Annotated in this window: 28 protein-coding genes; 14 read left to right on the top strand and 14 right to left on the bottom strand. The window is 69.1% G+C overall.

The genetic code is table 11. From position 1 onward, the window contains the following. The first annotated feature begins 104 nt into the window (after positions 1-104). Complete coding sequence (locus A3CU_RS0118660) at positions 105-476, top strand: hypothetical protein (protein ID WP_027943601.1); 372 nt, start codon at positions 105-107, stop codon at positions 474-476. Positions 477-728: 252 nt separating this feature from the next. Then, on the top strand, positions 729-1,295 hold the full coding sequence (locus A3CU_RS0118655) for a dihydrofolate reductase family protein (protein WP_027943600.1): 567 nt from the start codon (positions 729-731) through the stop codon (positions 1,293-1,295). Here the strand turns inward: A3CU_RS0118655 and A3CU_RS0118650 are convergent, their stop codons facing one another. Continuing rightward, positions 1,296-4,397 carry an ATP-binding protein gene (locus A3CU_RS0118650; protein ID WP_027943599.1) on the bottom strand — a complete coding sequence of 1,034 codons (3,102 nt, stop codon included), beginning with the start codon at positions 4,395-4,397 and terminating at the stop codon, positions 1,296-1,298. A gap of 526 nt (positions 4,398-4,923) precedes the next feature. Here A3CU_RS0118650 and A3CU_RS0118645 point away from each other — a divergent pair. The 5 genes from A3CU_RS0118645 to tsaA all read left to right on the top strand — a co-directional run bounded on the left by A3CU_RS0118645 (position 4,924) and on the right by tsaA (position 7,951). Further along, complete coding sequence (locus A3CU_RS0118645) at positions 4,924-5,433, top strand: nucleoside deaminase (protein WP_169739654.1); 510 nt, start codon at positions 4,924-4,926, stop codon at positions 5,431-5,433. Between the two features lie 426 nt (positions 5,434-5,859). Further along, positions 5,860-6,165, top strand: coding sequence for an MBL fold metallo-hydrolase (locus A3CU_RS49875; RefSeq protein ID WP_027943597.1), 306 nt, complete (start codon positions 5,860-5,862; stop codon positions 6,163-6,165). A 183-nt stretch (positions 6,166-6,348) separates the two neighbouring features. Continuing rightward, a complete protein-coding gene (locus A3CU_RS45400; RefSeq protein ID WP_425388264.1) occupies positions 6,349-6,990 on the top strand; it encodes a glyoxalase in 642 nt (213 codons plus the stop codon). A gap of 28 nt (positions 6,991-7,018) precedes the next feature. Then, a complete protein-coding gene (locus A3CU_RS0118630; protein WP_052371849.1) occupies positions 7,019-7,501 on the top strand; it encodes a helix-turn-helix transcriptional regulator in 483 nt (160 codons plus the stop codon). Positions 7,502-7,546: 45 nt separating this feature from the next. Further along, positions 7,547-7,951 (top strand): tRNA (N6-threonylcarbamoyladenosine(37)-N6)-methyltransferase TrmO, encoded by a 405-nt coding sequence (tsaA, locus tag A3CU_RS0118625; RefSeq protein ID WP_027943595.1) that lies wholly within the window; start codon positions 7,547-7,549, stop codon positions 7,949-7,951. A gap of 12 nt (positions 7,952-7,963) precedes the next feature. On the opposite strand, the gene A3CU_RS0118620 is transcribed toward tsaA, so the two are convergent. Together A3CU_RS0118620 and A3CU_RS0118615 are read right to left on the bottom strand one after the other, a co-directional pair. Continuing rightward, positions 7,964-9,463 carry an FAD-dependent monooxygenase gene (locus A3CU_RS0118620; protein ID WP_027943594.1) on the bottom strand — a complete coding sequence of 500 codons (1,500 nt, stop codon included), beginning with the start codon at positions 9,461-9,463 and terminating at the stop codon, positions 7,964-7,966. Further along, positions 9,460-10,092 carry a PadR family transcriptional regulator gene (locus tag A3CU_RS0118615; protein WP_027943593.1) on the bottom strand — a complete coding sequence of 211 codons (633 nt, stop codon included), beginning with the start codon at positions 10,090-10,092 and terminating at the stop codon, positions 9,460-9,462. The genes A3CU_RS0118620 and A3CU_RS0118615 overlap by 4 nt, the downstream gene beginning before the upstream one ends. 71 nt (positions 10,093-10,163) lie before the next feature. On the opposite strand from A3CU_RS0118615, the gene A3CU_RS0118610 reads away from it, so the two are divergent. The 4 genes from A3CU_RS0118610 to A3CU_RS0118595 all read left to right on the top strand — a co-directional run bounded on the left by A3CU_RS0118610 (position 10,164) and on the right by A3CU_RS0118595 (position 12,707). Beyond that, on the top strand, positions 10,164-10,370 hold the full coding sequence (locus tag A3CU_RS0118610) for a hypothetical protein (RefSeq protein WP_027943592.1): 207 nt from the start codon (positions 10,164-10,166) through the stop codon (positions 10,368-10,370). A gap of 38 nt (positions 10,371-10,408) precedes the next feature. Next, positions 10,409-10,987: a GrpB family protein gene (locus A3CU_RS0118605; protein WP_027943591.1), complete on the top strand. Its 579-nt coding sequence runs from the start codon at positions 10,409-10,411 to the stop codon at positions 10,985-10,987. 116 nt (positions 10,988-11,103) lie between these two features. Further along, on the top strand, positions 11,104-11,508 hold the full coding sequence (locus tag A3CU_RS0118600; RefSeq protein WP_027943590.1) for a YciI family protein: 405 nt from the start codon (positions 11,104-11,106) through the stop codon (positions 11,506-11,508). Positions 11,509-11,540: 32 nt separating this feature from the next. After that, complete coding sequence (locus tag A3CU_RS0118595) at positions 11,541-12,707, top strand: RNA polymerase sigma factor (protein ID WP_043841646.1); 1,167 nt, start codon at positions 11,541-11,543, stop codon at positions 12,705-12,707. Positions 12,708-12,730: 23 nt separating this feature from the next. Here the strand turns inward: A3CU_RS0118595 and A3CU_RS0118590 are convergent, their stop codons facing one another. From A3CU_RS0118590 to A3CU_RS0118575, 4 genes are all read right to left on the bottom strand, one after another. Continuing rightward, positions 12,731-13,432 carry a cation efflux transmembrane domain-containing protein gene (locus A3CU_RS0118590; protein WP_027943588.1) on the bottom strand — a complete coding sequence of 234 codons (702 nt, stop codon included), beginning with the start codon at positions 13,430-13,432 and terminating at the stop codon, positions 12,731-12,733. Further along, positions 13,429-13,797 (bottom strand): ArsR/SmtB family transcription factor, encoded by a 369-nt coding sequence (locus A3CU_RS0118585; protein ID WP_027943587.1) that lies wholly within the window; start codon positions 13,795-13,797, stop codon positions 13,429-13,431. Before A3CU_RS0118585 ends, A3CU_RS0118590 begins: the two co-directional genes overlap by 4 nt. A 32-nt stretch (positions 13,798-13,829) precedes the next feature. Next, positions 13,830-14,819 carry an adenosine deaminase gene (locus A3CU_RS0118580; RefSeq protein WP_027943586.1) on the bottom strand — a complete coding sequence of 330 codons (990 nt, stop codon included), beginning with the start codon at positions 14,817-14,819 and terminating at the stop codon, positions 13,830-13,832. 74 nt (positions 14,820-14,893) lie between these two features. Continuing rightward, a complete protein-coding gene (locus A3CU_RS0118575; RefSeq protein ID WP_027943585.1) occupies positions 14,894-16,324 on the bottom strand; it encodes an MFS transporter in 1,431 nt (476 codons plus the stop codon). A 158-nt stretch (positions 16,325-16,482) separates the two neighbouring features. Between A3CU_RS0118575 and A3CU_RS0118570 the strand changes: the two genes are divergently transcribed. Next, on the top strand, positions 16,483-17,580 hold the full coding sequence (locus A3CU_RS0118570; protein WP_245617185.1) for an IS630 family transposase: 1,098 nt from the start codon (positions 16,483-16,485) through the stop codon (positions 17,578-17,580). A gap of 88 nt (positions 17,581-17,668) precedes the next feature. Here the strand turns inward: A3CU_RS0118570 and A3CU_RS0118565 are convergent, their stop codons facing one another. Beyond that, positions 17,669-18,259, bottom strand: a complete 591-nt coding sequence (locus tag A3CU_RS0118565; RefSeq protein ID WP_027943583.1) for a TetR family transcriptional regulator — start codon at positions 18,257-18,259, stop codon at positions 17,669-17,671. Between the two features lie 137 nt (positions 18,260-18,396). On the opposite strand from A3CU_RS0118565, the gene A3CU_RS0118560 reads away from it, so the two are divergent. Further along, positions 18,397-19,158, top strand: a complete 762-nt coding sequence (locus A3CU_RS0118560) for a class I SAM-dependent methyltransferase (RefSeq protein WP_027943582.1) — start codon at positions 18,397-18,399, stop codon at positions 19,156-19,158. An 87-nt stretch (positions 19,159-19,245) separates the two neighbouring features. Further along, positions 19,246-20,436, top strand: a complete 1,191-nt coding sequence (locus A3CU_RS0118555; protein WP_027943581.1) for a tyrosine-type recombinase/integrase — start codon at positions 19,246-19,248, stop codon at positions 20,434-20,436. 17 nt (positions 20,437-20,453) lie between these two features. Here the strand turns inward: A3CU_RS0118555 and A3CU_RS45395 are convergent, their stop codons facing one another. From A3CU_RS45395 to A3CU_RS0118530, 6 genes are all read right to left on the bottom strand, one after another. Next, a complete protein-coding gene (locus tag A3CU_RS45395; RefSeq protein ID WP_245617183.1) occupies positions 20,454-20,876 on the bottom strand; it encodes a GNAT family N-acetyltransferase in 423 nt (140 codons plus the stop codon). Between the two features lie 11 nt (positions 20,877-20,887). Next, positions 20,888-21,061, bottom strand: coding sequence for a hypothetical protein (locus A3CU_RS54530; protein WP_245617181.1), 174 nt, complete (start codon positions 21,059-21,061; stop codon positions 20,888-20,890). A gap of 222 nt (positions 21,062-21,283) precedes the next feature. Beyond that, positions 21,284-21,517 carry a hypothetical protein gene (locus A3CU_RS45390; RefSeq protein ID WP_052371847.1) on the bottom strand — a complete coding sequence of 78 codons (234 nt, stop codon included), beginning with the start codon at positions 21,515-21,517 and terminating at the stop codon, positions 21,284-21,286. Positions 21,518-21,846: 329 nt separating this feature from the next. Next, complete coding sequence (locus tag A3CU_RS49870; RefSeq protein WP_027943580.1) at positions 21,847-22,725, bottom strand: hypothetical protein; 879 nt, start codon at positions 22,723-22,725, stop codon at positions 21,847-21,849. Then, a complete protein-coding gene (locus A3CU_RS50585; RefSeq protein WP_027943579.1) occupies positions 22,722-23,483 on the bottom strand; it encodes a MerR family transcriptional regulator in 762 nt (253 codons plus the stop codon). Before A3CU_RS50585 ends, A3CU_RS49870 begins: the two co-directional genes overlap by 4 nt. Before the next feature lie 60 nt (positions 23,484-23,543). Further along, complete coding sequence (locus tag A3CU_RS0118530; protein ID WP_027943578.1) at positions 23,544-24,092, bottom strand: TetR/AcrR family transcriptional regulator; 549 nt, start codon at positions 24,090-24,092, stop codon at positions 23,544-23,546. Positions 24,093-24,108: the final 16 nt, after the last annotated feature.

Genomic DNA, 24,108 nt, shown 5'->3' with positions numbered 1-24,108 from the left:
GGCGTAGATCCTCCGGTCGCAGAACCGACGTAGCCGTCAGGGGATGGTCGTCGAGTACCAGGTCGCGTACCGTCTTTGAGCCATCACGACTCACGGGAGATCCGATGTTCGTCGCTACCCTCGTCATGACCATCTTGCTGCTGATCGAGGTGGTGCCCTCAGCCGTGGTCAACCTGACCCGGGCACAGGCGGGACTCACCCGGCTGGACAAGCTGACCCGGCTGGGCGTACTGCAGGGACGAAACATGTGGGTCGTCACCGTGCTCGGCGTGCTCCATTCCCTCGGCATCATCGGGGTGCTGGTGGGGCTGGGCGTGCCGCTGGCCGGGGTGGGCGGCGCGGCGGTCGAGACCGGAGCCTTCGGCTGGATACTCCTTCGGCAACTGCGAGCCGGCGACCGCGGGCGTGAACTCTTCGCGTACGGCCTGTTCACCTCGATGGCCCTGGTAGTGCTCGTCCTCAATGCCCTCCGTTGAGGCCGGCCATTTCTCGATCGAAGTGTCGATTGTCTTTGCCACTACGGTGCCGTGCGTGCGATCGCTGATCACTGCATCCGGGAAAACGACGACGTAGCCCGTGATGTCGGCGGGGTCGAGTCCGGCGGTACCAACGATCTCGGCTCTCCTGGCCGGGCCTATCGAGGATCGATAGGTGACCTGAAGGAAACCGTAAGGGGTGGGCGGCAGGGTTGTGGTCATCGAGGCAGAGAACACCGTAGGGAGCACGACATGCGCAAGCTCATCGAGTCGACGTTCGTTTCGCTGGACGGGGTCATCGACGACACACGGCCGTCGACGGCGTCGCGGGCCGAACCGCAGAACTGGGGCAGTCCGTACTGGGACGAGAAGCACGCCGGCTACTCCGGCAAGCTGATGCAGGGCACCGATGCCTTCCTGTCCGGGCGGGTCACCTACGAGGCGTTCGCCGAGGCGTGGGGTGAGCGGGAAGGCGAGGTCGCGGACTTGATGAACAACATGCCGAAGTACGTGGCGTCCCGCACGCTGACCGAGGTCGGGCCGAACGCGACCCTGCTGACCGGCGATGTGGCCGAGGAGGTCGCGAAGCTGAAGGAGCAGCCGGGCGGCAACATCCTCAAGTGGGGCACTGGCGAGCTGGACCGCACGCTGGTCGAGCACGGGCTGGTCGACGAGTTCCACTTTTGGTACTTCCCGGTCATCGTGGGTGCGGGGAAGCACCTGTTCGAGGGCGCCGGGTTCGATACGACACACCTGAAGCTCGCCGACATCGATCGGTTCGACTCCGGGATCGTCGTGCACATCTACGTGCCGAAGTGATCAGACGAGGGCGCGGGCTTCCACGGGGGTGAGTCCGCGCCCTTCGTCGGCCAGCGCGGCGAAGTCCGGCACGGCGATCGTGGCCCGGATACGGGCGTATTCGGCGCGGTCCGAGTCGGACAACCCGCCGCCGGCGGCGGCTTCCGCGGCGCCGAACAACCTCGCCGCGTCCGCGGGGCGGTCCGCTGCCAGCGCCGCCGCCAGACCAACGAGGGCGAACGCCGGTTGCTGACCGGCGGCCCGGGCGAGGTCGAACGCCTTGCACACCAAGGTGAGCGCCGCGGGCGAACCACGTTGTGTCGCCAGCAGGCCGGACTCGACGAGCACCAGCCAAAGGTACGGCGGGTTGCTGTCCGCGCTCTGCTGCGTGCGGGCGGTGCGCACCAGCCACCGCAGGTGCTCGTCGGCATCGTCGAGGCGCCCGGCCCGGCGGCACGCGAACGCGACGCTGATCGTCGCGAATACCTCGCCGACCTGCTGCCCCTGCTCCGCCGCGAGCCTGCGGGCCAACGCGCCGTGCTCCTCGGCCCGCACGTAGTCGCCTGCCTGCACCGACAGCCACGCAAGCCACCCGTGCAGGCCGGACACCTCCGCCTGCAGCTCCAACTCCTCGGCGATCCGCAGTCCCTGCTCGCATAACCGCAGCGCCCCGGCGCGCTCACCGGTGAGGTCGCTGAGACCGATGAGCCAGTCGTTCGCCTGCAGCACGCCCCAGTCGTCGCCCAGTTCGCCGAACAGTTCGGCGCTGCGCCGCGCGTCCCGTTCCAGCGCAACCAGGTCGTGCGCCATGTGGCTGAGCATCGCCCGGGTGCTGAGTACGGCGGCCTCGCCCCACCGGTCGCCTTCGTACTCGAACGTCGCGAGTGCCTCGGTGAGCAGCTTCTCGGTCGCGGCGACGTCGCCGAAGTTGATCACCGTGGCGGCCAGGAACCACGCGGCGCGCGCCTTCTCCAGCGGGTTGGCGATGTCGTCCAGGACCGCGGTGTCCGGCTCGGCCTGGCCCTGCCGGATGGCGAGCCCGGCCGCCCATGCCCGAGCGACGGCCCGGCCGCGAACCTTTCCGGGCAGTGCGAGCGCGGACTCCAGCGTCCGGCGCGCTTCGGTGAGCCGCCCGCGCAGGAACCAGTACCAGACCAGCGCCATCGCCAGCCGCAGCGCGTCGTCGGCGGCGCCGTCGCGGCGGAACGTCTCAAGCGCGGCACGCAGGTTGGCGACCTCGGCGTCCAGACGCCGCAACCAATCCCGCTGGCCGGGGCCACGCAGGTGACGAGCGCCCTCCTCGGCGAGCGCGAGATAGTGGCGAGCGTGCCGCTGCCGCAGCGCCGACTCCTCATCGGCGTCGCGCAAGCGTGCGTGGCAGTAGGCGGCGATCGACTCAAGCAGCCGGTACCGCCCGCCGGCCCGCACTACCAGCGACCGGTCCACGAGCCCGGCTAGCAGGTCGAGCACCGCACTCGGGACGCCGTCCGCGCACACCTGCTCCGCCGCCGCGAGTGTGCACCCGCCCGAGTGGACCGACAGCCGCCGCAGCACGGTGCGTTCGGCGTCGGTGAGCAGCTGCCAGCTCCAGTCGATCACCGCGGCCAGCGTGCGCTGGCGTTCCGGGGCGTCACGCGGGCCGGTACCCAGCACACCGAAGCGGTCGTGCGGGACGCGCAGCCGTGCCCCCAGTTCGGTGACGCCCAGCGCGGGCACCCGGGTGGCGGCGAGTTCGAGCGCGAGCGGGATGCCGTCCAGGCGGCGGCACACCTCGGCCACCTCCGCGATTGTCGCGGGGTCGGCGGGCAGGCCCGCGCGGGCCAGGAACAACCGGACGGCCGGGGACTGCGCGAGCCTCGCCGGGTCGTCGCTGTCCGGGACGTCCAGCGGCGCCAGGCCCCAGCGAGTCTCGCCGCGCAGCCGCAGGGGTTCGCGGCTCGTGGCCAGCACCCGCACGCCCGGCGCCGCCGGCAGCAGCGCGCCGACCATTGCCGCCGCCGGTTCGATCACGTGCTCACAGTTGTCCAGCAGCAGCAAGGTCTCGCGCGCGCGGAGTGCGGTGGTGAGCCGGTCTTGGGCCGCGGCGCCGCCCGCCGCGTCCGGGATGGACAGTGCGGTCAGCACCAGTTCCGCCAGGTCTGTGGTGCCGTCCCAGGTGGTCAGGTCGATGAGCCAGACACCGTCCGGGTACGCGTCCGCGAGCGCCCGGCCCACCGCCAGCGCCACGCTCGTCTTGCCGACGCCACCTGGGCCGGTCAGCGTGACCAGCCTGCTCTCGGTAAGCAGGTCCCGCACGGTCGCCACCGCATGGTCGCGGCCGACGATGTGGGTGACCGGAGCGGGCAGGTTCGTCGCTGCCCGGGGCGGTGCGACGTCGGGTGCGCGTTCCGCCGGGTCGCCCGCGAGCAGCGCCTGGTGCAGGGCGGTCAGCTCAGGGCCGGGATCGAGGCCCAGTTCGTCGGCCAGCCGCCGCCGCAGGTCCTGGTACCCGGCCAATGCCTCGCCGGTCCGGCCGGACCGGTGCAGTGCGCGCAGGTGCGCCGCCCGCAGCCGCTCCCGGAAAGGGTGCAGCCCGACGTGCTCGCCCAGTTCCGCCACCAGTTCGCGGTGGTCGCCGAGCGCGAGCCGGGCCTCGGCGTACGCCTCGACAGCGGTGAGCCGCTGCTCCTCCCAGCGCGCCACCGCGGCCAGCGCGAACTCCTCGTCCGCGAAGTCGGCGAGGCCCGGCCCGCGCCATAGGCCGAGCGCCTCCGCGAGCAGCCGCGCCCGCGCGCGTGGCTCGGCGCTGTCTGCCTGCTCGACGAGCGCGGCGAAGCGCACCACGTCCACCGCGTCGGTGCGCAGCGCGTACCCGGGCGACTGCGACACCACCAGGTCCCGCCCGCCCGGCTCAGCGCCCGCCAGCGCGCGGCGTAGCTGGGAGACTCGCACGTGCAGCGCCGCGCCGGGATCCGAGGGCGCCGCCGACCCCCATACGTCCTCAACCAGGCGGTCCACCGACACGGCACGGCCGCCGTGTACCAGGAGGGCGGCGAGCAGCGCGCGCACTTTACGGCCGGGCACCGTCACCGGCTCCCCCCGGTCGGTCCATACGGCCAGCGGCCCCAGCACACCGAATCGCACGACCGCAGGCTACGGCGGGCCGGTCCTCGCCGTGGGGGCGGGCATGCACTGGTCGTCTACGACCGGAACGACCCCTTCGGCCGACTGTTCCACACCCCTGACCAGCAACGCCGACGCCTTAGCGCTAATGCGCTGTACCGCTGCTACAAGTGGCCGCAATTTCATCGGATGCAACACGGCGGTTGGATCACACACCGACAGCAGCTAGCCCTGCTGCGCTGTCCAGGTCACTGCTGGCGGTCGCCCACCCCCGTGGCGGTGGATCCAGCCAGGACCACGGCGAGCGCATCGGGAAGACGGCCCTGCACAAGACGTCGAGCCAGGCCAATCGGGTCCGGATGCATGCCCGTCATCTCAACCCCGGAAAACCTCGGACGCGGTGACGACCAGCCCCGCCAGTGCGCTCGGGCGATTGACAGCTGTAGAGCATGGTTACCCTGGAGGTTGAGTGCCAGAGCCGGGCGCGGCATCGTAGGTGAGCCAGCCGTTGGTGCTGCTCGGCATAGCGTCGGTTAGGAGTCGGCGCGTGTCTGATCCGCCGCATGAGTCGTTGGCCGAGAGGGCTGTGCGGCTCGCGGTCGACAACGTCGCCGCGGGCGGCAAGCCGTTCGCGTGCATCGTGGTTGACGCCGGCACCGGCGAGGTGCTGGCAGAAGCGACAAACCAAGTGACCCAACGGGGCGATCCGACCGCGCACGCGGAGATCGAGGCGATCCGGCAGGTGGCCGCCGGTGGGCATAGCGACCTTGCCGGGTGCGAGGTGTACGTAACCGCCTACCCCTGTCCGATGTGCCTGGGGGCGCTCTACTACGCCCAGCCGGAGAAGGTGTTCTTCGCCGCGACCCGGCAGCAAGAAGGCGAGTACTACGAGGACGGCACCCGCTACATGAGTCTGGGCACCTTCTACGACGAGTACGCCAAGCCAACCGGCGAGCGATCCCTTCCCACCCACCAGGCTGTCGTCGCCGATGCGGCCGCACCGTTCAGGGCCTACGCGAAGGCCCACCCCAACCGCAGACCGCCGTCGGCGCGGTGAGCCGTTTCCGAGGCTTGGCGATCAGCCCCGCCGGCTCATCGGCCAGAAACTCCACCGGAATGGGGGCAAATCCGTGCACTACGAGGCGCCATTCCTAATTCCTCCTGTTCGGCAACGACCGGGTATTGCTGATCGACCCCGGTGCCACCGCGCAGGAGGAATTCTTCCCTTGCGGCAGACCGTTGACTGCCTGATCACGCAATGGTTTGCCCGCGATCCTCGGCTGGAGTATTCGCTGCTCGTCGTGCACCCACGCCCACGGCGACCACATCGCCGGAGACGCCCAGTTCGCCCAACGGGCGGAAACCAGGATTCTCCGGCTAGATCTGGACGAGGTCGCCTTCTACGGTTTCCATGACTGGTTCACCACGAGCAGACCACTCGATCTGGGTGGCCGGGCGATCGACGTGATTCCTGGTCGAGGTCATGAGGCTTCGCAGTGGTTTCTACGACCGCTATACCGGTCTGCTGCTGACCGGCGACACGCTTTACCCCGGCAGGCTTTATGTCCAGGACCGGCCGGACCATCGAGCCACGATCGACCGACTGCTCACTTTTTGTGCGACCAATCCGGTCACCCACATCCTGGGCACCCACACCGAAATGACCAGAACGCCCGGATACGACTACCCGATTGGCGCGGGCTACCAGCCCGACGAACCGCCGCTCCAAATTCGAGCATCTCCGAAGAAGCTCTTTCACGCGATGGCGGCCAGACACCGCAGCGGCTGAGCTGGCCTCGCGCGAGACCGGCTCGGCGGCATCCGGCTGGACCGCAGTGGTCCAAAGTCGACGGACTTCCGAGGTGCGGCGGTGTGTGTGATGCCACAGGTGGCAGACCGGTCAGGAATCGAGAAGCGGAAGTCGTGGCTCCGCTCCTAACTTGATCGTCATGACTTCATCGAATCCGTCGCCATCGAGGTGGCCGACCCCACGGCCGCCAACCGCTTCTACACCGAAGCCTTCGGCTTGGACACGCAAATACGCTTGCGGGCCTCGGAAGAACCGACAACCGGCTTCCGTGGGTTCACGCTGTCGCTCACGGTCTCCCAGCCATCCACCGTCAAGAGTCTCGTCGACTCCGCACTCGACGCCGGCGCCGCTCCGCTGAAGCCGGTTACGAAGTCGCTCTGGGGCTACGGCGGTGTCGTCCAAGCCCCGGACGGAGCGATCTGGAAGGTCGCAACCTCGGCCAAGAAGGACACCGGCCCGGCCACCCGGCAGATCGACAAGATCGTGCTCCTGCTGGGAGTCGAGGACGTGGCCGCGAGCAAGCGGTTCTACGTTGACCGCGGCCTCACCGTGGCGAAGAGCTTTGCCCGCAAGTACGTCGAGTTCGACACCGGGTCGAGTCCCATCAAACTGGGGCTCTACGGGCGCCGAGCCCTTGCCAAGGACGCCGGCGTCTCCCCCGACGGCACCGGCTCGCACCGACTCACGATTGGTAGCGACGTTGGACCGTTCACCGACCCGGACGGTTTCGCATGGGAAGCCGCGCCGCTGTCAGACGCAGCGCCCGGCCTGGCATCACAGCAGCTACCCCGGCATCTGGCCTAACTGTTCGCAGAATGAATGGAGTTTCCTCATGTGTCACCCCTCGCGGGCGCACGCACTCACCGCGGCGCGGCGCCCGATCAACCTTGGCAACCTGAGCGATCTCGCGCGGCTGCGCCGTGTTCGTGACCGGATCGACCGGGAGTACGCGCTGCCGTTGGATGTCGAGGCGCTGGCCCGTGACGCGCACATGTCAGCTGGGCATCTCAGTCGGGAGTTCCGGCGTGCCTATGGCGAGTCGCCGTATGCGTATCTGATGACGCGGCGTATCGAACGCGCGATGGCGCTACTGCGTCGTGGGGATCTCAGCGTCACCGAGGTCTGCTTCGCGGTCGGCTGCGCGTCGCTGGGCACCTTCAGCACCCGCTTCGCGGAGCTGGTTGGTGTGCCGCCCAGCGTGTACCGGCGCAACGCCACGCGCGCGACGGCGGGAATGCCTTCCTGCGTGGCCAAACAGGTGACCAGACCGGTCAGGAAACGGGAAGCACGGTCCCCGAGCCGGACCCTCGTCTGACCGCCATGGACATCGCCGTTCACGGGAGCGGATAGGTTGGCGCACGTGACCGCATACATGCTGCGCCCGATCGGGCGAGTCGAGTCGGCGCTGAAGGACCGGGCGTCGGCGCCCCGACAGCCTGACGAGGGAGCCCCCGACGCCTGGCTCATCTTCGACGACCAGTACGTCTCCGCGCTGGACGGTCTCAGCCCGGGCGCAGACATGCTGCTGCTCACGTGGCTCGACCGGGCCGACCGTGACACGCTCACGGTCCACCCGCGTGGCGACGCCGCTCGCCCCATCACCGGCGTCTTCGCCACCCGCGCGCCCGACCGCCCCAACCCGATCGGCCTGCACATCGTCCACATCCTGGCCAAAACCGGCCCGCGCGTGCACGTGCGCAACCTCGAAGCCATCGATGGGACCCCGATCCTGGACGTCAAGCCCCTCCTGACCCCGGATCGCTGACCGGAACCCCGATCACCGGATTGAGGCCGTGCTGCGATCCGGTGTCGGCAGGGGACTGCCGTGCCAATGCTGTAGCGCCTCGTGGAGCCCGTCGGTGTGATCATGATCGGCAGTGCACAGCCAGGCGGTGTGACCGTCCGGCCGCACGAGAATGGCACGGAGTTCGGGGTGATCGGCGCATTTCGCAGCCACGACGGCGACCCGGCCGGCCCATCCCGCGGCCGACTCACCGATGCCGGTTCCGCCGGCCAGATCGAGCAGGAGTCCGCGGCCGGTGGCCAGCAACGTAGCGAGGTCGGTAACTCCGGCTTCGGTGCTCAGGGTGAGGTTGGGCGCCAAGCGGCCGACCCAGGGGTGGGCGGTGTCAGTTCGCATGTCATAACAGGTGTCCAGGCCGGTAATGGTTTCGGCGAGGGCGCGGTTTCCCAAAGGATGTCTGGCGACGCGGGTGAACAGGTCGATGAGCGGCCCGAGCCGGTCGTCGGCATCGCCCAGTAGCGCCTGGGCCTGCGTATTGGCCAGCACGTGTGCGTCGGCCGTGTGGCGTTCGGTGTGGTAACTGTCGAGCAGATCCGCGGGTGCGATCCCCCGCACGGTCGCAGCGAGTTTCCAGCCGAGGTTGAACGCGTCGTCCAGGGCGATGTTCACGCCGATCGCCCCGGCCGGCGGATGGATATGCGCGGCGTCTCCAGCCAGGATGACCCTGCCCCGAACGTATTCGGCGGCCTGCCGGGCCGCGTTGCCGAAGCGGGTCAGCCAGCGCGCTGCGCGCAACTCGACGTGGCGCCCGAGCGCGTCGTCCACGGCGGCTTGCAGTTGGTCCAGAGTGACCGGAGTGTCCTTGTCCGCAGGGGGTTCCCGGTCGGCGGCAACGATCCTGACGTAGCCGGGACGGGGAACGACGAACACTGCCCCGCCTGGGCCCGTGGTCACGCCGAATGTCAACGCCTCCGGATCGGCGAGTTCGACGTCGCCGAGTAGGGAGAAGCGGGTTGCCTCGGTGCCCGGAAAGTCGATGCCGGCCTGTTTTCGGACGGTGCTGCGACCACCGTCGCAGCCGACCAGATACGCGGCCCGGACTTGGTACTCGCGTTCGTCCGTGGTGATGGTGGCGGTGACCGACTCGGAATCCTGTTGCAGGGCAAGCAGTTCGTGTCCGCGTCGGATGTCGGCCCCCAGATCGAGCGCGTGTGCCTCGAGAATCTCCTCGACCCGGGTTTGCGGAATTCCCAGTGAGTACGGGTGGTCGGTGTGCGTACCGGCGAGGTTGAGGGTTACCGGCAGACCGGAGAACGCGGCGTGCGGGACTTGCCAGCCTTCCCCGATGAACCTGCCGGCGAGCCCGCGCCGCGCCAGCAGGTCCAGGGCGCGGGCGTTGAGGTTGAAGCCACGACAGAAGCCCGGCCGCCGGAAATGGCGTTCGATCACGACCGTGTCGATGCCGGCGAGCCGGAGCTCACTGGCGAGGAAGAGCCCCGCCGGGCCGGCTCCGATGATCAGCACGTCGGTCATTTCGCGGCTCTCCGATCTTTGGGCGCGGACCAGGTCCATCCCTGGTCAGTGCGTTCGGCCTCGGGCCAGTACAGGCTGCCGTCCCGGATCTCGCCGATGGTCCGCCGTGTCCAGGCCAGTTCGGCTTCCCACGCGTTCAACGCGCACTCGACTTCGATCATGAACAGCCGGGGAACCCGGCCGGAGCCGACCGTGCCGGCCAGCACTGCCTTGGTTTCCTCGATCCGCCGGCCCAGCTGTTCCACTCGTTCAGCGAGCGCATCCGCCGCACCGTCCGGCCCGAGCGCGCCGAGATAGGACACCGCGGCCATGAACTTCGGGTATTCCGTGACGGGCGTGCGGATGAGCTCGTCAATCCAGCGAACGAATTCGCTCTGGCCTACTTCGGTGGGCGCGTACACGGTCCGCTCCGGCCGCCTGCCGTCGCGTGCCGTCTCCACCGGCTCGATCCAGCCATGCCGGACCAGCGCCTCGACCGTGTCGTACAACGACCCGGAGTTGACCTTGAAGCTGCTGTCCTTGTGCCGCTCCTTCAGTAGGGATGCCATCTCATACGGATGCATCGGCTGTTCCTGCAGCAGGCCCAGCACGGCCAGCGCCAAGGTGTTGGAGATCTTTCGCTTCGTCATCCCAAATTACCCGATCCCTAATAGTCGGTTCCTACTATAGCGGAGTCGACCATGACTCGCGCCGACACGTCGTGGTAGGGGCCAGGACAACCAGGTTCTTCGGAGCCGATCTCCACGGCGTCCAACTGCGTGCCAACGATCTCGAGTGGTCGTTCGGCACCGGCACTCCCCTGGCCGGAGCCGCTCAGGATCTGCTCCTGGTCGCCTACGGGCGGCAACTTCCGCCCGGCCACCTCCACGGCCAGGCGCTGTGGCGCTTCACCTCTGCCAACGCCTGAGGCCTGGGCAACCCCCGCGCGTGGCGTAGCGTTCGGTAATGCCGTTCCCCGATGAACTCGCCTCCGGCCTACGGGTCAGCGCCTACGACCCGGGCTGGCCGCGCGAGTTCGACATCATCGCCGCCCGCCTGGGAAAGGCGCTCGGGTCACTCGCGCGGGGAATCGATCACATTGGCTCCACTTCGGTACCGGATCTTCCCGCCAAGGACTGCGTCGACGTCCAGGTGCGCGTCGGCGAACTCGATGACGCCCCGCTCGTCGCCGCATTCGATGCGATCGGCTTTCGGTTGCGCCCGGAGCCGTGGAACCACACCGAGACCAGTGACGGTCGGTCGTGGCCGAAACGGGTGTTCGCGCCGCCGGCCGGCGAACGTGCCGCCAATGTGCACGTCCGTCTGGCTGGGAGCGCGACCGCTCGACGCAATCTGTTGTTCCGCGACTTCCTTCGTGCCGACGCCCGCGCCCGCACGGCGTGGGGCCAGTTCAAGCAACGGCTCGCGCGCACCGCAACCGACCTCTACGACTACGGCCAGATCAAGCAGCCCGCCACCGAGGTACTCATGATCGCCGCCGAGGACTGGGCACAGCGCACGGGATGGACGGACCCGTCGCGTTGACCCCCCACAAGCAAGTCCGGGAAAACAGCACGCGTCTGGGTGTCGAGAATGTGGCGGTGGCTCCGTCCCAGGGACACCAGTGGCGACGAGCCGCGTGACGAAGAAGGAGAACCACCATGAAGTACCTGCTGCTGAAGCACTACCGAGGCGCCCCGGCTCCGGCCAACGACGTGCCGATGGACCGGTGGACGCCGGAGGAGGTCCACGCGCACATCCAGTACATGAGCGACTTCGCAGCCCGCTTGGAGAAGTCGGGTGAGTTCGTCGACGGGCAAGCACTGGCGCCCGAGGGCGCGTTCGTGCGGTATGACGGCGAGGGGCGCCCACCCGTGACCGATGGTCCGTTCGCCGAGACCAAGGACCTCATCGCCGGCTGGTACATCATCGACGTGGAGTCCTGGGATCGCGCGGTCCAGTTGGCCGGCGAGCTGTCCGCCGCTCCCGGGGCCGGTGGTCAGCCGATCCACGAGTGGCTCGAGGTCCGGCCGTTTCTCACCGAGTCGCCCACGGTGACCGAGTGAAGGGGGTCTGGGGGCCTGCTCCGAGGCGGGGCCTGGGGGTTGGACCCCCAGACGACACCGACTCGCTGCTGCGGGAGCTCGTGCCCGCGGTGATCAGTGTCCTCGTCCGGCGCGGAGCCAACTTCGCGTCGGCCGAGGATGCCGTGCAGGAGGCCCTGATCCGGGCGCTGGAAACCTGGCCGGACGATCCACCGCGCGATCCGAAGGCATGGCTCGTCGCGGTCGCGTGGCGGAAGTTCCTCGACGCCGCCCGTGCCGAGACGTCGCGGCGGGGGCGCGAACTCGCCGTGGAGGTCGAGCCTCCCGCCGGTCCGGTGCCCGCCACGGACGACACACTGCGGCTCTACTTCCTGTGTGCGCACCCCACCCTGCCACCGGCCTCGGCCGTCGCCTTGACGCTGCGGGCCGTCGGTGGCCTGACCACGCGGCAGATCGCGACGGCGTACCTCGTCCCCGAGGCGACCATGGCGCAGCGGATCAGCCGGGCCAAGCGGCGCATCGCGGGGCTGCCGCTCGACCAGCCCGGCAATCTCGGGACCGTGCTGCGGGTGCTCTACCTCGTGTTCAACGAGGGGTACAGCGGAGACGTCGACCTGGCGGCCGAAGCGATCCGACTCACCCGCCAGCTCGTCGCCCTGGCCGACGAGCCCGAGGTCGCGGGGCTGCTCGCGCTCATGCTGCTGCACCATGCGCGCCGCGCGTCTCGCACTGGCCCGGGAGGCCGCCTGGTGCCGCTCATGAAGCAGGACCGATCGCGCTGGGACACCGGTCTGATCACCGAGGGGGTGGCGATTCTGCAGGCGGCGCTGGCCCGCGACCGGCTGGGCGAATACCAGGCACAGGCTGCTATCGCCGCCCTGCATGCGGATGCCCGGAGCACCTCCGAGACGGACTGGGTGCAGATCGTGGAGTGGTACGACGAACTGCTGCTCATCACCGACAGCCCGGTGGTCCGGCTCAACCGCGCGGTGGCGGTCGGCGAGGCCGACGGACCGCAGGCCGGCTTGGCGGCGCTGGCCGACCTGAGCCCCGACCTGCCCCGTTACGCCGCGGCGACGGCATACCTGCACGAACGGGCCGGTGACCTCGACCGCGCGGCCGAGCTGTATGCCGAGGCCGCTCGCACCGCTACCAGCGTGCCGGAGCGCGACCACCTCACTGGAGAGGCCGCGCGGGTGCGGCAACTACTGCCTCCCTGAGCCCGGACGTCCGAGGGGATCGCTCAGCAGCCGCAGTCTTCACCGCGCCAGGCTGTGCGGCCCTCCCGCACCGCGAGTCCCGCGATGCCGAGCCCGACGACCGGATCCAGCCACCACCAGCCGAACGCGGTGTTGGCCAGCAGCCCGGCCAGCACCGCCGCGGCGAGGTAGGCACACAGCAGGTTCTGGGTGCCTTCGCCGCTGGTCGCGCCCGAATCCAGGCGGGCTCCCAGGCGCTTCTTGGCCACGCCGAGCAGCGGCATCACGATCAGGCTGGCGATCGACAGGCCGATGCCCAGCCAGCTCGTCTGCACGTGGTCACCGGCGACGAGGGTGGTGATCGCGTCGTAGGCGATGTAGGGCGCGAGCAGGAAGAACGTCACCGCGACGGCCTTCTGCGCGCGGGCCTCGGCGGTCTCGGAGAGGGTGCGGCTGCCGGTGAACCGCCACACGATGATCACGCTGGCCAGGCCCTCGATCGCCGAGTCCAGGCCGAACCCCAGCAGTGCGACGGAGCCGGCGAGGAGCGCGGCGACGATGGCCACCGTGCCCTCGGCGGCCATGTAGGCCAGTGACAGCCAGGACAGCAGCCGGGCTTGCCGGGCCGCCCGGTGCCACCCCGCGTCACGCTGCACCGGCTCGCCGGTGGTGGCGCAGGCGCAGCCGTCCTCCAGGTGCCCCCCGGTGAGGGTGGCTGAGTCGTTCGGGTGCTCGACGCTGCTCACGCCTGGTTCTCCTCACCGCAGGTGTCCACGCCATAGACCGGGCACAACGCGACCGCATTGCCCGTCGCGGCCAGCACGGCCTCGGCGGCGCCCAGGACGTCGACCACACCCGGCTGGGCCAGACGGAACATCGATGCCCTTCCGACCGGCTCGGAGGCCACCAGGCCACAGTCCCGCAGGCAGGCCAGATGTTTGGACACCGTGGACTGTGCCAACCCGAGTGCAGACACCAGGTCCACCACCCGCGCCGGGCCACTGGCCAGCCGGCGCAGGATCGCCAGCCGGGCCGGGTCGCCCAGCGACCGGAACAGTGCCGCCGCCGGCGCCAGTTCGACCCGCTGGACCTCGATATCAGGAGCTGTCATCGCCACATGGCGATGTTAGCGCGATCTTGGCTTTACACAAGCCACGCGCCGTGCTCCGCGCTGGCGGTCACTTCCGCCTGCCAGCGCGCCTTCTGCTCGGCCGAAGCGAAGCACGCGTCGAACGAATTCCAGGCCAGGGTCGCCAGCTGTTGCTCGTCCAAGCCGAGTTTGCCGCGCAGCGCCGCGAAATTGTCGTCGACGTAGCCGCCGAAATAGGCGGGGTCGTCGCTGTTGACGCAGACGAGTAAGCCCTCGTCGAGCATCGCGGGCAGCACATGGTCGGCCAGCTTGTCCACCACTCGGAGGGCCACATTGGACAGTGGGCAGACGGTCAGTGCCACCCGGTCGTCGCGTAGCCGCGCCACCAGCTCCGCGTCTTCCATCGCACGGATGCCGTGGTCGACGCGCTCCACGCCGAGCAGGTCGAGCGCCTCCCACACGTAGTCGGGTCCGCCCTCCTCGCCGGCATGCGCGACCCGGCGCAGCCCCTCGGCCTCCGCCATCCGGTACACGTCGCGGAATATCCCCGGCGGGTTGCCGACCTCGGCGGAGTCCAGGCCGACGCCGATGAACCGGTCGCGGAACGGCAACGCCGCCCGGAACGTCTCCTCCGCGGCCTCCGCGCCGAGATCCCGCAGGAAACACAGGATCAGGTCGGCCGAGATGTCGTCGGCGTCATCGAGCGCGCCGGAAAGACCCGCGAACACCGCCTCCAGCGGCACACCGTTGCGCAGGTGGGCCTGTGGGTCGAAGAAGATCTCGGCGCGGCGCACCCCGGCCGTCGCCGCACGAGCCAAATACGCACTGGTGAGGTCATAGAAGTCCTGCTCGGTGCGCAACACCGGCAGGTTCGCGTAGTACAGGTCCAGGAACGCCTGCAGGTCGGTGAACCGGTACCGGGCACGCAGTTCGTCGATGTCCGTGGTCGGCAGCTTCACCCCGTTGCGCGCCGCGAGGCGGACGAGCATCTCGGGCTCCAGCGTGCCCTCGATGTGAATGTGCAACTCCGCCGTCGGCAGCATCGACGCCCCTCCTCTGCCTTGACATCCTCGCCACAGCCAACCACACGCTGGTGGTCCTGATCGCCACGAGGCCGTCAGGCCGCCATCGCCGCGGTGCCGGTCTCCACTTCTTCGAACAGTGCCGCCGCGCGCGTGGCGGTGCCGCGCGCCCAGCGGCCGGTGCTCAGCACGCCCAGGACCAGGATGCCGGCGCCGAGCCCGAGCACCAGCCACCACACGCCGTGCTCCGCACCGGCGAACGCCGTCCCGCGCCCCACGGCCGATCCCAGGACCGTGCCCGCGATCGCGACGCCCAGGGTGGTGCCGGTCTGCCGGCCTGCGGAGGCCAGCGAGGTGGCCACCCCGGCCATCGAGCGGGGCATTCCGGCGACCGCCGTGTTGGTGATCGGCGGGTTGACGGTGCCCAGGAAGATGCCGAACAGCACAAAGATCGCGAACATGACCGGCAGTGGGGTGGCCGGTCCGAGCCAGAGCGACGCGCCGCCGCCCAGGGTCAGTGCGGACCCGGCGACCACCAGCGGCAGTCTGGGACCCCGCGCGCCGACCAGCCGGCCGGTGCGCGGGGAGACCATCACGACCAGCGCCCCGACCGGGAGCAGGCACAGCCCTGCCGTGAGCGCCGACATGCCGCGCACGTCCTGCAGGTACTGCGTGGTCACGAACAGGAAGGCACCGAACGCGCACAAGGCGAAGATCGCCATCAGGATCGCCGAAGAAAACGGAACACTGCGGAACAGGCGCAACTCCAGCAGCGGGTCGGCGCGACGCGATTCGTAGCCGAGGATGCCGAGCACGGCGAGGGCGAGCAGGCCGATGATGACCGGTGAGGTCCAGCCGAGCCGGGTGGACTCGATGATCACGTACACGACGCTGCCCAGCACCAGGATCATCAGGATCTGACCCACCGGGTCGAACCGGCGCGCCCGGACGGCACGGGACTCGGGCACGAACAGCGCGGTGCACACGATCGCGGCGGCCACGATCGGCACGTTGATCCAGAAGATGGCGGGCCAGCCGAAACCGTCGACCAGTGCGCCGCCGAGGATCGGCCCCAGCGCCAGCGCCAGGCCGGACGTCGCACCGAACACGCCGATGGCCCTGGCCCGCTCGGCCGAGTCGGGGAACGTGGTGGCGACGATCGCCATCGCCACCGGGTTGAGCATCGTGCCACCGACGGCCTGCAGTGCACGCGCCGCGATCAGCCAACCGATGCTCGGCGCCAGGCCGCACAGCAGCGAACCCAGCCCGAAGGCGGCCAGGCCGAGTTGGAAGATGCGCCGGCGGCCGACCCGGTCGGCGGTGGACCCGGCTAGAACCAGGAAGCTGGACAGGACCAGGGTGTATGCGTCGATGGTCCACTGCAGGTCGGACCCCGACGCGCGCAGGTCGCGGCGAATCGCCGGCAGCGCGACGTTGACGATGGAGATGTCCATCACCACAACGATCATGCTGGCGCAGCAGATGGTGAGCACCAGGAGGCGGCGGCGTCGGCTGAGTACGGGCATTCCCGTCCAATCGGTGGGCACCGCCGGCGATCGGCAGTGACGGTTTCTCGTAACCGGCCACGAAACTAGTGCCTCGTCAAGGTTGGTTGGTGTCGTAATTGATCTTTCTGTGGCGGTGTCCGATCCTGGTCTCGAACGTGATGAGGAGACCGGGAAGGATGCCTGTGGCTCGACCACCGGAAGTGTTCGTGAGGCCGTTGTCGATGGCCGAGGGACAACGGTTGCAGCGGATCAATCGCACCGCGAAAGACCGGGTGCGGCTGCGGCGGGCGATGATCGTGCTGGCCTCGGCGCAGGGCTGGTCGGTGCCTGACATCGCTGATCTGGCCCAGGTCTCGCAGCGATACGTCCGCCAGGTCATCCACGACTTCAATGAGACGGGCTTTGACGCGCTGGACCCAAAATGGAGCGGGGGCGCCCCCAAGACGATCGATGACACCACGCGGACAAGGATCTGCGCGATCGCGGGGTGTGACCCCCGAGCCCTGGGCCGGCCGTTCTCTACCTGGTCGCTGGCCAAACTGTGTGACTACCTCATCGAGCAGGGCATCGTCGCGGCGATCAGCCGGGAGACAGTGCGCACAATTCTGCACGACGGCGGCGTCTCCTGGCAGACCACCAAGACCTGGAAAGCCAGCAACGACCCGGAGTTCCTGCCCAAGATGCGCCGGGTCCTGGACCTCTACGACACCCCGCCGCCAGATGGTCGGGTGCTCTGCGTGGACGAGTTCGGGCCGCTGAACTTGATGCCCCGCAAAGGCAAGGCATGGCGGCAGGTGGGCCGGCCGGCGCGGCAACGGGCGACCTACACCCGCACCCAGGGTGTGCGGCACATGCTTGCCGCCCTGGACCTGTCCACCGGCCGGCTGACCTACCGCATCCGTACCCGCAAGCGCTGGCCGCAGTTCCTGGACTTCCTCAAAGTGCTGCGTCGCCGCTGGCCCGGCGAGCGATTGTTCCTGGTGATAGACAACTACGGGCCGCACAAACGGCCTGAGGTGCTGGCCTGGTGCGCCACCAACGACATCGAGTTGGTGTTCCTGCCGACGAACGCCTCGTGGCTGAACTGGATCGAGTGTGAGTTCACCGCACTGCGCTATTTCGCCCTCAACGGCACCGACCACCGCAGCCACACCGAGCAGAATGCCGCCATCGCCGGCTACCTCCGCTGGCGCAACACCCGAGCCCGACCGAAGACACATTTCGCGATCAACTCACCCATCCGAGAACCCGATTACATGATCAACGTTGCCTGACGAGGTACTAGCTAGGACGTGGAGCGCGCTCCAGGTCAAGCCGCATTCCGGCTATCACCCAGGCGGGCCTCGAACGCGTAGGCGGCCGTCACCAAGCCCCGGCGAGGACCGTGGTCACCATGTTGCGAACGGCTTCCGCATTCGGCGTGGGGCCGTTGCGGTCGGCGAACAGTAGATGCCCGGCTCCGATCAAGGTGCGCGCGAGCGTCTCGACGTCGGCATCATCGGCCGCAATGCGCCCCAGGTCGCGCTCGGCGGTGAGGTAGGCGGCGATCATGGCCACGGCTTCGGTCAGGACCGGGACGCCGACGGCCGGCCTGACCTGGCGCAGCCGGGCGCGCAGGTCGTCCCGGAAGGTGATGAGGGCGACGATCGCCACCGCGACCGACTGAAACACGGTGATCAGCGCGTCGGTGAGGTTGTCGGCGACAGCGCCGGTTCCGGCGGACTCGCGTAGCGCGGCGGATTGAATGTCCATCGCCGCGATGCGGTCGAGCACGAGTTCAGCGAGGAAGGCGTCGAAGTCGGCGAAATGCCGGTGCAGCACGCCCTTGGCGCAGCCCGCCTCGGTGGTGACCGCCCGGCTGGTCAGGGCGTGGGGCCCGTCCCGGACCAGGACGCGCTCGGCGGCAGCGAACAACTGCCCGCGCACATCTCGGATATGCACCCCGGTCGGCACCGCGCCTCCTTCTTTCGCTTACCGCGAAACACTATCCGGCCGACGAATGGGCGCATGCCCACTATGGTGGGCGCATGCCCACTTTACCGCAGGAGCAAGCACACCAACCCAAACCCGAGGCCCATCAACAGCGGCAAATGGCCGAGTCCTTCGGCGTGGACGCCGAACGCTACGACCGGGCCCGCCCTCGCTATCCCGACGCGATGGTGGACCGGATCGTCGCCGCCAGCCCCGGGCCCGATGTCCTCGATGTCGGCTGTGGCACCGGCATAGCGGCCCGGCAGTTCCAGGCGGCCGGCTGCACGGTGCTGGGCGTCGAGCCCGACGCGCGGATGGCCGACTTCGCGCGAGAGCGCGGTCTCGAGGTCGAGGTGGCGACGTTCGAAGCGTGGGACCCGGCCGGCCGGCAGTTCGACGCGGTCATCGCCGGCCAGGTATGGCACTGGGTGGACCCGGTCGCGGGAGGGGCCAAGGCCGCCCAGTCGCTCCGGCCTGGCGGTCGACTGGCGTTGTTCTGGCACATGTTCGAGTTTCCGGCCGAATTGCTCGACGCCTTCGCCACGGTCTATCAGCGGGTGGTGCCCGACTCGCCGTTCAACGTCCAGGCCATGAAACAAGGCAGGAAAGCATACGAGTCGGGGTTCACCAAGACCATGGACGAGATCCGGCAGGTGGGCGGGTTCGGCGACCCGGAGCAGTGGCGGTTCGACTGGGAGCGGTCCTACACCCGGGACCAGTTGCTGGAACTGCTGCCCACGACCGGTGTCCTCACCCGGCTGCCAGCGGAAAAGGTGGCCGAGATACTGGCGGGCATCGGGGACGCGATCGACGCGACTGCGGGTTTCACGATGCCCTACACCACGGTCGCGGTCACCGCGACGCGAACCACCGGGGCCTGACGGGGAGTGACCCGGCTCCTGCCCCGCCAAGTCTTGGCCACCAGGTATAACGGGGCAACGCACGATGTGAACGAAGGGGGTGCGGGCGTGACCCTGGCCTTGGTGTCGCCGGAGGATCGCGACGACAAGACCGGGCAGGAGCGCTTCGCGGAGTTCCTGCGCATCTACGCCTCGGTCAACACCCGCCTCGCCTACGCCACCGATCTGGGCATTCCGCTGGACTGGGTGCCCGGCTACGTAGCGCCCGATCCGGGGCGCCGCCGGGGCCGGCAACGCGCGCAGCCGACCGGGCTGGCGTGGCTGCCCTGGTGTCTGCGCAACGGTTTCGGCTCGTTCGCCGACGTGCGGGTGGAGCACGTCGAGCGCTGGCTGGACGAGCTGGCCCAAGCCGGCTACAGCGACGCCACCCGAGGCCGGATGCTGTCGGCGGTATCCGCCTTCTACCAGAAGTACCTCATCCGGGAAGGTCTGGCCGGGCACAACCCGGCGGCCCTGGTCGACCGCAAGACCCAGCACCTCAACCGGCCGGGCGGGACCCCGTCGGCCACCGCGCGCTGGTCGTTCGAGACCTGCCGTGCCCTGTTGCTGGCCGCCCACCTGCTCGCCGACCGCACCCGTAACGGCCTCCGCGACCGGGCCATGGTGGAGATCCTGATCGGCACCGGGGTGCGCGCGGAAGAACTGGTCAGCACCACCCTCGCCGACTATCGCCGCGTCGCGCCCGGTGACCTCGGAATCCTGCGGGTGCACGGCAAGGGCGCCAAGGACCGCGAGGTCGCGCTCACCGCCCCGGTGGCCGACGCGCTCGACGCCTACCTGGTCCAGCGGCGCCCCGCCGCCGTTCCGGCGGTACGTGGCCTTCTCGGGCGCGCCCCGGCGGAACCGTTGTTCGTCACCAGCGCCGAGCGCCGCGTGCACGTCTCCCACGTCACGGCCCTCCTGCGCCGATTGTGTGCGACCTTCGCGCCCGGCCCGGACGCGGCGCCGCCGCGCGCGCGCTGGCTGCGGGATCTGCTCGCCACGTCCCAGGCGGCGTTCATCGCCACCCACCTGGAACCGTTGCGGGACACCATCCATCCGCACTCGGCCCGCCACTCCTACGCCACGCATGCCGTCGAACGGGGCGTGCCACCCCGTCAGGTCCAGCGGGACCTCGGGCACGCCGCGCTGTCCACCACCGAGGGGTACCTGCACGACGAGGACAACATCCGCAACTCCGGCGCGCACGAGTTGTCGGCGTCGCTTCATCGCGGTTGGCTCCCCAGCCCCGCCACCTGACGGGATTCATCAGGATCTCAGTGGGGGTCCTTGCGCATACACCAGGTGCGGGGGCCGTCGTCAGGGAGCTGGACGTCGGCTGTGACCTGGAAACCGAGTCGCTCGTAGAAAGCTACGTTCCGCTCGCTGGAGGTCTCCAGGAACGCCGGGTACCCAGCACGTTCGGCCTCTTCGAGACCGGGAAGCAGCACCGCGCTGCCAAGGCCCTGCCCCTGGCCCTCGGGGGCGGTTCCCACCGTCTCCAGGAACCATCCCGGCTCCTGCGGCCGATAGGGCGCGACGGCCTGCTCTGCGGCTGCAGAGGCAGCCGCCCGATCACCGCTGAGTTCGCCGAGTATCGGACCGAGCTCGGCAAAGGCGGGCGAGGGGTCCTGGTCGGGGGTGGCCCAGACAGCCACCGCGCGGCCCCCGTCGGCGACCCACACTCGGCCGTACACCATTCCGATGCGGGTCAGGCACAGCTCCTGGAACGCCGGATCCGGTCCTCGTGACCGTCCGCAGCGATCACGTGCCGGGTGAAGGGATAGTCGGCGAAGGCTCGGGCAAGGGTGTCGACCGCGGTAGGGATATCGGCGTCGGTGATAGGACGTACGGAAAGGGCGTTCTGGTGCTGCGGCATGTTCACCAAGCAATCTTGACAACAGATTCCCTCGGCAACGCCGAGGCGGCGCCGATCCAATCAGATCCGAGCCGGCACTGGAGTGGGGACCCCACGTGGGACAGCAAGTTTCTCACCGGGGCACCTCGCTGAGGGCATCGTCTTCCGCCACCCGGACAGACGCCGGGCCAAGATCAAGCGCAAGGACTTCCCGCCGAGCGCGGCAGTGTCATGAACCCCAAGGCCAACTCAGGGCACCGGATACGTCGTAACGGAGATCGAGCTGCCCGATCCGCTCGGGCTGACCTGGACGGTTACGCCTTCGCGGCCCCGCTTGGCGACAACGTTGGTGCTGTGCTGACCTTGATACTTGGAAGTCGTCGTCCAACCCTGTTCGGCCAGAGCGTCCAGATAGAACGCGCCGACCTTGGTCGCCGGGTCGTTGGAATGCAGTTGCGTGGACCCGCCCGCCTGGCTGGTCACCGTTGCGCCCGGGTACCTGGGTATCGGCTCCGACGGCGCGGGCCTTGTCGCTGTTGGTGATGGAGGCTGGTTGGGGGGTGCCGGCGCGGGAGCCGGGTTATGGGTACACCCGCCGAGTGTTACGAGAACCGCAGTGACACCCGCTGCCGCGGCGCTCAGGATCTGCCTTCTCATGGCGCCTCCTGTGGTAACTGCCGAAGGATTACCCAACGCGTCACCGCGCATCCGGGCAGGCCGGTCACGTCCCGCTCTGGGCGATTCATCCGTCGCCGTGACGCGTCCGGCATCGATATCGCGCCGCGCTCCCCCGGAGACGAACATCTGCATTTTCAGAGACGTGTACCTGGGGTACATCCCAATTCGGCTTGGGCCTCACGGAGGTCGTCGAGCAGGCGGCCGGGGTCGTCGGCGGTGATGTGCAGGACGGTCAACCCGGTGATGGCGGGCCTGCCTTCCGTGTAGAGGGGCTGATCGGGGTCGAGGGCAAGGGCGATGGTGGTCTCGCCGTAGGCGAGGGTGCCCGTGCCATCGGACGGGTCGCTACGCAACCCGGAACGCAAGGGGCCGGGGCGCCGAACCGGGCGGGCACCGATGATGGCGGATACCGGGATGGTGATCTCGGCGAAAACGCTGTCACGTAAGCGGAGTTGTCCGTCTTCCAGTAGGTGCGGCCGGGTGCGCAGCGACGCGGTCAGCCCGGCGATCCACACCAGGGCGTAGGCGTGCAGACCGAGCACCACCCACGGCCAGGGAGTGCCTGGTAACAACACGCCGAGGACCACCTCGACGACGGCGCCTTCCAACACGCTGAGGCTCAGCAACGCGAACAGCATGAGCCGCAGGTTCCGCCCATAGGTGTAGGCGTTGGTGGAGCGGCCATCGTGCCGCCTGGTGATCCACCGCAGCAGGCATACCCACAGGCGGACTTCGATGAGCAATGCCCGGGCTACCGGCCGGGGCAGCATCTGGGCCAGCCCATCCTCGGCCGCGGCCCAGCCGCTTTGCCCGGCGGCCCGGCCTGCCCGGAAGCGACGCATCGCGATGATGCCTCGACCGAGCGCGGTGATCGCGAGGGCGACCTCGACGACAATCGCAAGCAGGATCGCGCGACCAATGCTGAAAAGGCCTGACCAGACCAGCACGAGTTCAACGGCCAGCAGTGCAGGGGTGATCCAGGCGCCGAGATGGAACCGGTGCCGGCGGGTCATGCGCCGGCCTGCCAGTATTCGAACATCAGCGTCAGGCAGCGCGCCTGGGCCGGCGCCATGCCTGCCGTGACCGTTGCCAGCAACCGCCGTGCCGCGGCCGGGTCTCCTGCCTCTTCGCCCAGCTCGGGAGGCAAGAATGACTTGATCGCCTGGCCGTAGGAACCGGCGTCCCGGGCAAGGTCGTCCACAGCCGGATCGGTCGAAGCCAGATCGGCCAGTTGTTCGAATCGACGGTTCACCTCGACGATCCGCTCGCGTAGCTCCGAATCGGCCAGCATCTTCCGGTAGACCGCCCAGACGTACGGCGCGTGGTCCGGGGTCGTGGCGTCGACGTGTTCCGCGATCAGCTTCTCCCGCTCCAGGCCCGGGTGATCCGGGCCCAGCACCGCGGTCAGTTCCTTGAGCGCCGCGACCAACTCCGGCGATCTGGTTTCGCCGCCGGCGGCCAGCACTGCGGCGATGCGATCACGTTGCACCTGTAGCCGGTGCTGCTGGGCGGCGAGGTCGGCGTCGAGTTCAGCGAGGATCTCGGCCAACTCGACGCCGCTGTCGTCGGCGAGCGCGTCCCGGACCTCATCGAGGCCGAGCCCGAGCTCGGTCAGCCGACGAGCTCGCAACAGCAGCACCAGGTCACGTAGGTCGTAGCTGCGATAACCGTTGCCCCGCCGCCGAGGTTCAGGTAGCAGCCCGATGTGGTGATAGTGCCGCACCGTGCGAGTCGACACTCCAGCCAGCGCTGCTACTTCACCGATCCGCATTGGTAACCACCTCCCGCACCCAGCTCACACCTTGACGGTGCGTCAAGGTCAAGTCGGCGACTACCGCGTCCAACTGGACGCTTCGGTGACGGCGGCGACGGCGAGGCGGCTGGCCTGGACGGCGATCTCCCGGGGCGGGACCGGACGGCCGTGATCGAGCCACCAGGTGATCGTCTCGACGAGCATCGCGCCGAGCACGGTGGGCACCAGATCGTCCGCGGGGACGTCCAGGTGTTGGGTGCTCAACTCGGACAGGGAAGCCCGCATGCGGGCGGCGAACCACGGGCTGCCCTTCTTGCCGAGCAGCGCACGGTAAAGCCGGTCGTAGTCGGCTATGTGCTCGAAGAAGCCCGCCAAGCGCTCCTGGGGCAGCCGGGCATCGGGGACGGTCCCGACCAGTGCGGCTATCGCCTCGTCGAAGATCTGCTCCACCAGGTGGTACTTGTCCCGGTAGTTGCGGTAGAACGCGGCCCGGCTGACCAGGGCACGCTCAGTGATCTGCCCGACGGTGACCCGGTCGAAGCCATGCTCCTCGACCAGATCGACCAGGGCTTCCCGGAGCAGCTTGCGGGTGCGGCGGACCCGCACGTTCTCAGCCTGCTGAGACAAAACCCGCTCCTTGTCC

Origin of the sequence: Amycolatopsis taiwanensis DSM 45107, assembly GCF_000519205.1 — a bacterium.
Classification (GTDB): domain Bacteria; phylum Actinomycetota; class Actinomycetes; order Mycobacteriales; family Pseudonocardiaceae; genus Amycolatopsis_E; species Amycolatopsis_E taiwanensis.
The sequence above is the reverse complement of the archived record's forward strand: the minus strand, read 5'-3'. Positions and strand labels throughout refer to the sequence as shown.

What these genes read in the sequence shown, in the direction of transcription:
- A3CU_RS0118660 (WP_027943601.1), top strand. Translation starts at nt 105, where the DNA reads ATGTTCGTCGCTACCCTCGTCATGACCATCTTGCTGCTGATCGAGGTG.
- A3CU_RS0118655 (WP_027943600.1), top strand. Translation starts at nt 729, where the DNA reads ATGCGCAAGCTCATCGAGTCGACGTTCGTTTCGCTGGACGGGGTCATC.
- A3CU_RS49875 (WP_027943597.1), top strand. Translation starts at nt 5,860, where the DNA reads ATGAGGCTTCGCAGTGGTTTCTACGACCGCTATACCGGTCTGCTGCTG.
- A3CU_RS0118630 (WP_052371849.1), top strand. Translation starts at nt 7,019, where the DNA reads ATGTGTCACCCCTCGCGGGCGCACGCACTCACCGCGGCGCGGCGCCCG.
- A3CU_RS0118620 (WP_027943594.1), bottom strand. Translation starts at nt 9,463, where the DNA reads ATGACCGACGTGCTGATCATCGGAGCCGGCCCGGCGGGGCTCTTCCTC.
- A3CU_RS0118615 (WP_027943593.1), bottom strand. Translation starts at nt 10,092, where the DNA reads ATGACGAAGCGAAAGATCTCCAACACCTTGGCGCTGGCCGTGCTGGGC.
- A3CU_RS0118605 (WP_027943591.1), top strand. Translation starts at nt 10,409, where the DNA reads ATGCCGTTCCCCGATGAACTCGCCTCCGGCCTACGGGTCAGCGCCTAC.
- A3CU_RS0118600 (WP_027943590.1), top strand. Translation starts at nt 11,104, where the DNA reads ATGAAGTACCTGCTGCTGAAGCACTACCGAGGCGCCCCGGCTCCGGCC.
- A3CU_RS0118585 (WP_027943587.1), bottom strand. Translation starts at nt 13,797, where the DNA reads ATGACAGCTCCTGATATCGAGGTCCAGCGGGTCGAACTGGCGCCGGCG.
- A3CU_RS0118580 (WP_027943586.1), bottom strand. Translation starts at nt 14,819, where the DNA reads ATGCTGCCGACGGCGGAGTTGCACATTCACATCGAGGGCACGCTGGAG.
- A3CU_RS0118575 (WP_027943585.1), bottom strand. Translation starts at nt 16,324, where the DNA reads ATGCCCGTACTCAGCCGACGCCGCCGCCTCCTGGTGCTCACCATCTGC.
- A3CU_RS0118570 (WP_245617185.1), top strand. Translation starts at nt 16,483, where the DNA reads ATGCCTGTGGCTCGACCACCGGAAGTGTTCGTGAGGCCGTTGTCGATG.
- A3CU_RS0118560 (WP_027943582.1), top strand. Translation starts at nt 18,397, where the DNA reads ATGGCCGAGTCCTTCGGCGTGGACGCCGAACGCTACGACCGGGCCCGC.
- A3CU_RS45395 (WP_245617183.1), bottom strand. Translation starts at nt 20,876, where the DNA reads ATGGTGTACGGCCGAGTGTGGGTCGCCGACGGGGGCCGCGCGGTGGCT.
- A3CU_RS49870 (WP_027943580.1), bottom strand. Translation starts at nt 22,725, where the DNA reads ATGACCCGCCGGCACCGGTTCCATCTCGGCGCCTGGATCACCCCTGCA.
- A3CU_RS50585 (WP_027943579.1), bottom strand. Translation starts at nt 23,483, where the DNA reads ATGCGGATCGGTGAAGTAGCAGCGCTGGCTGGAGTGTCGACTCGCACG.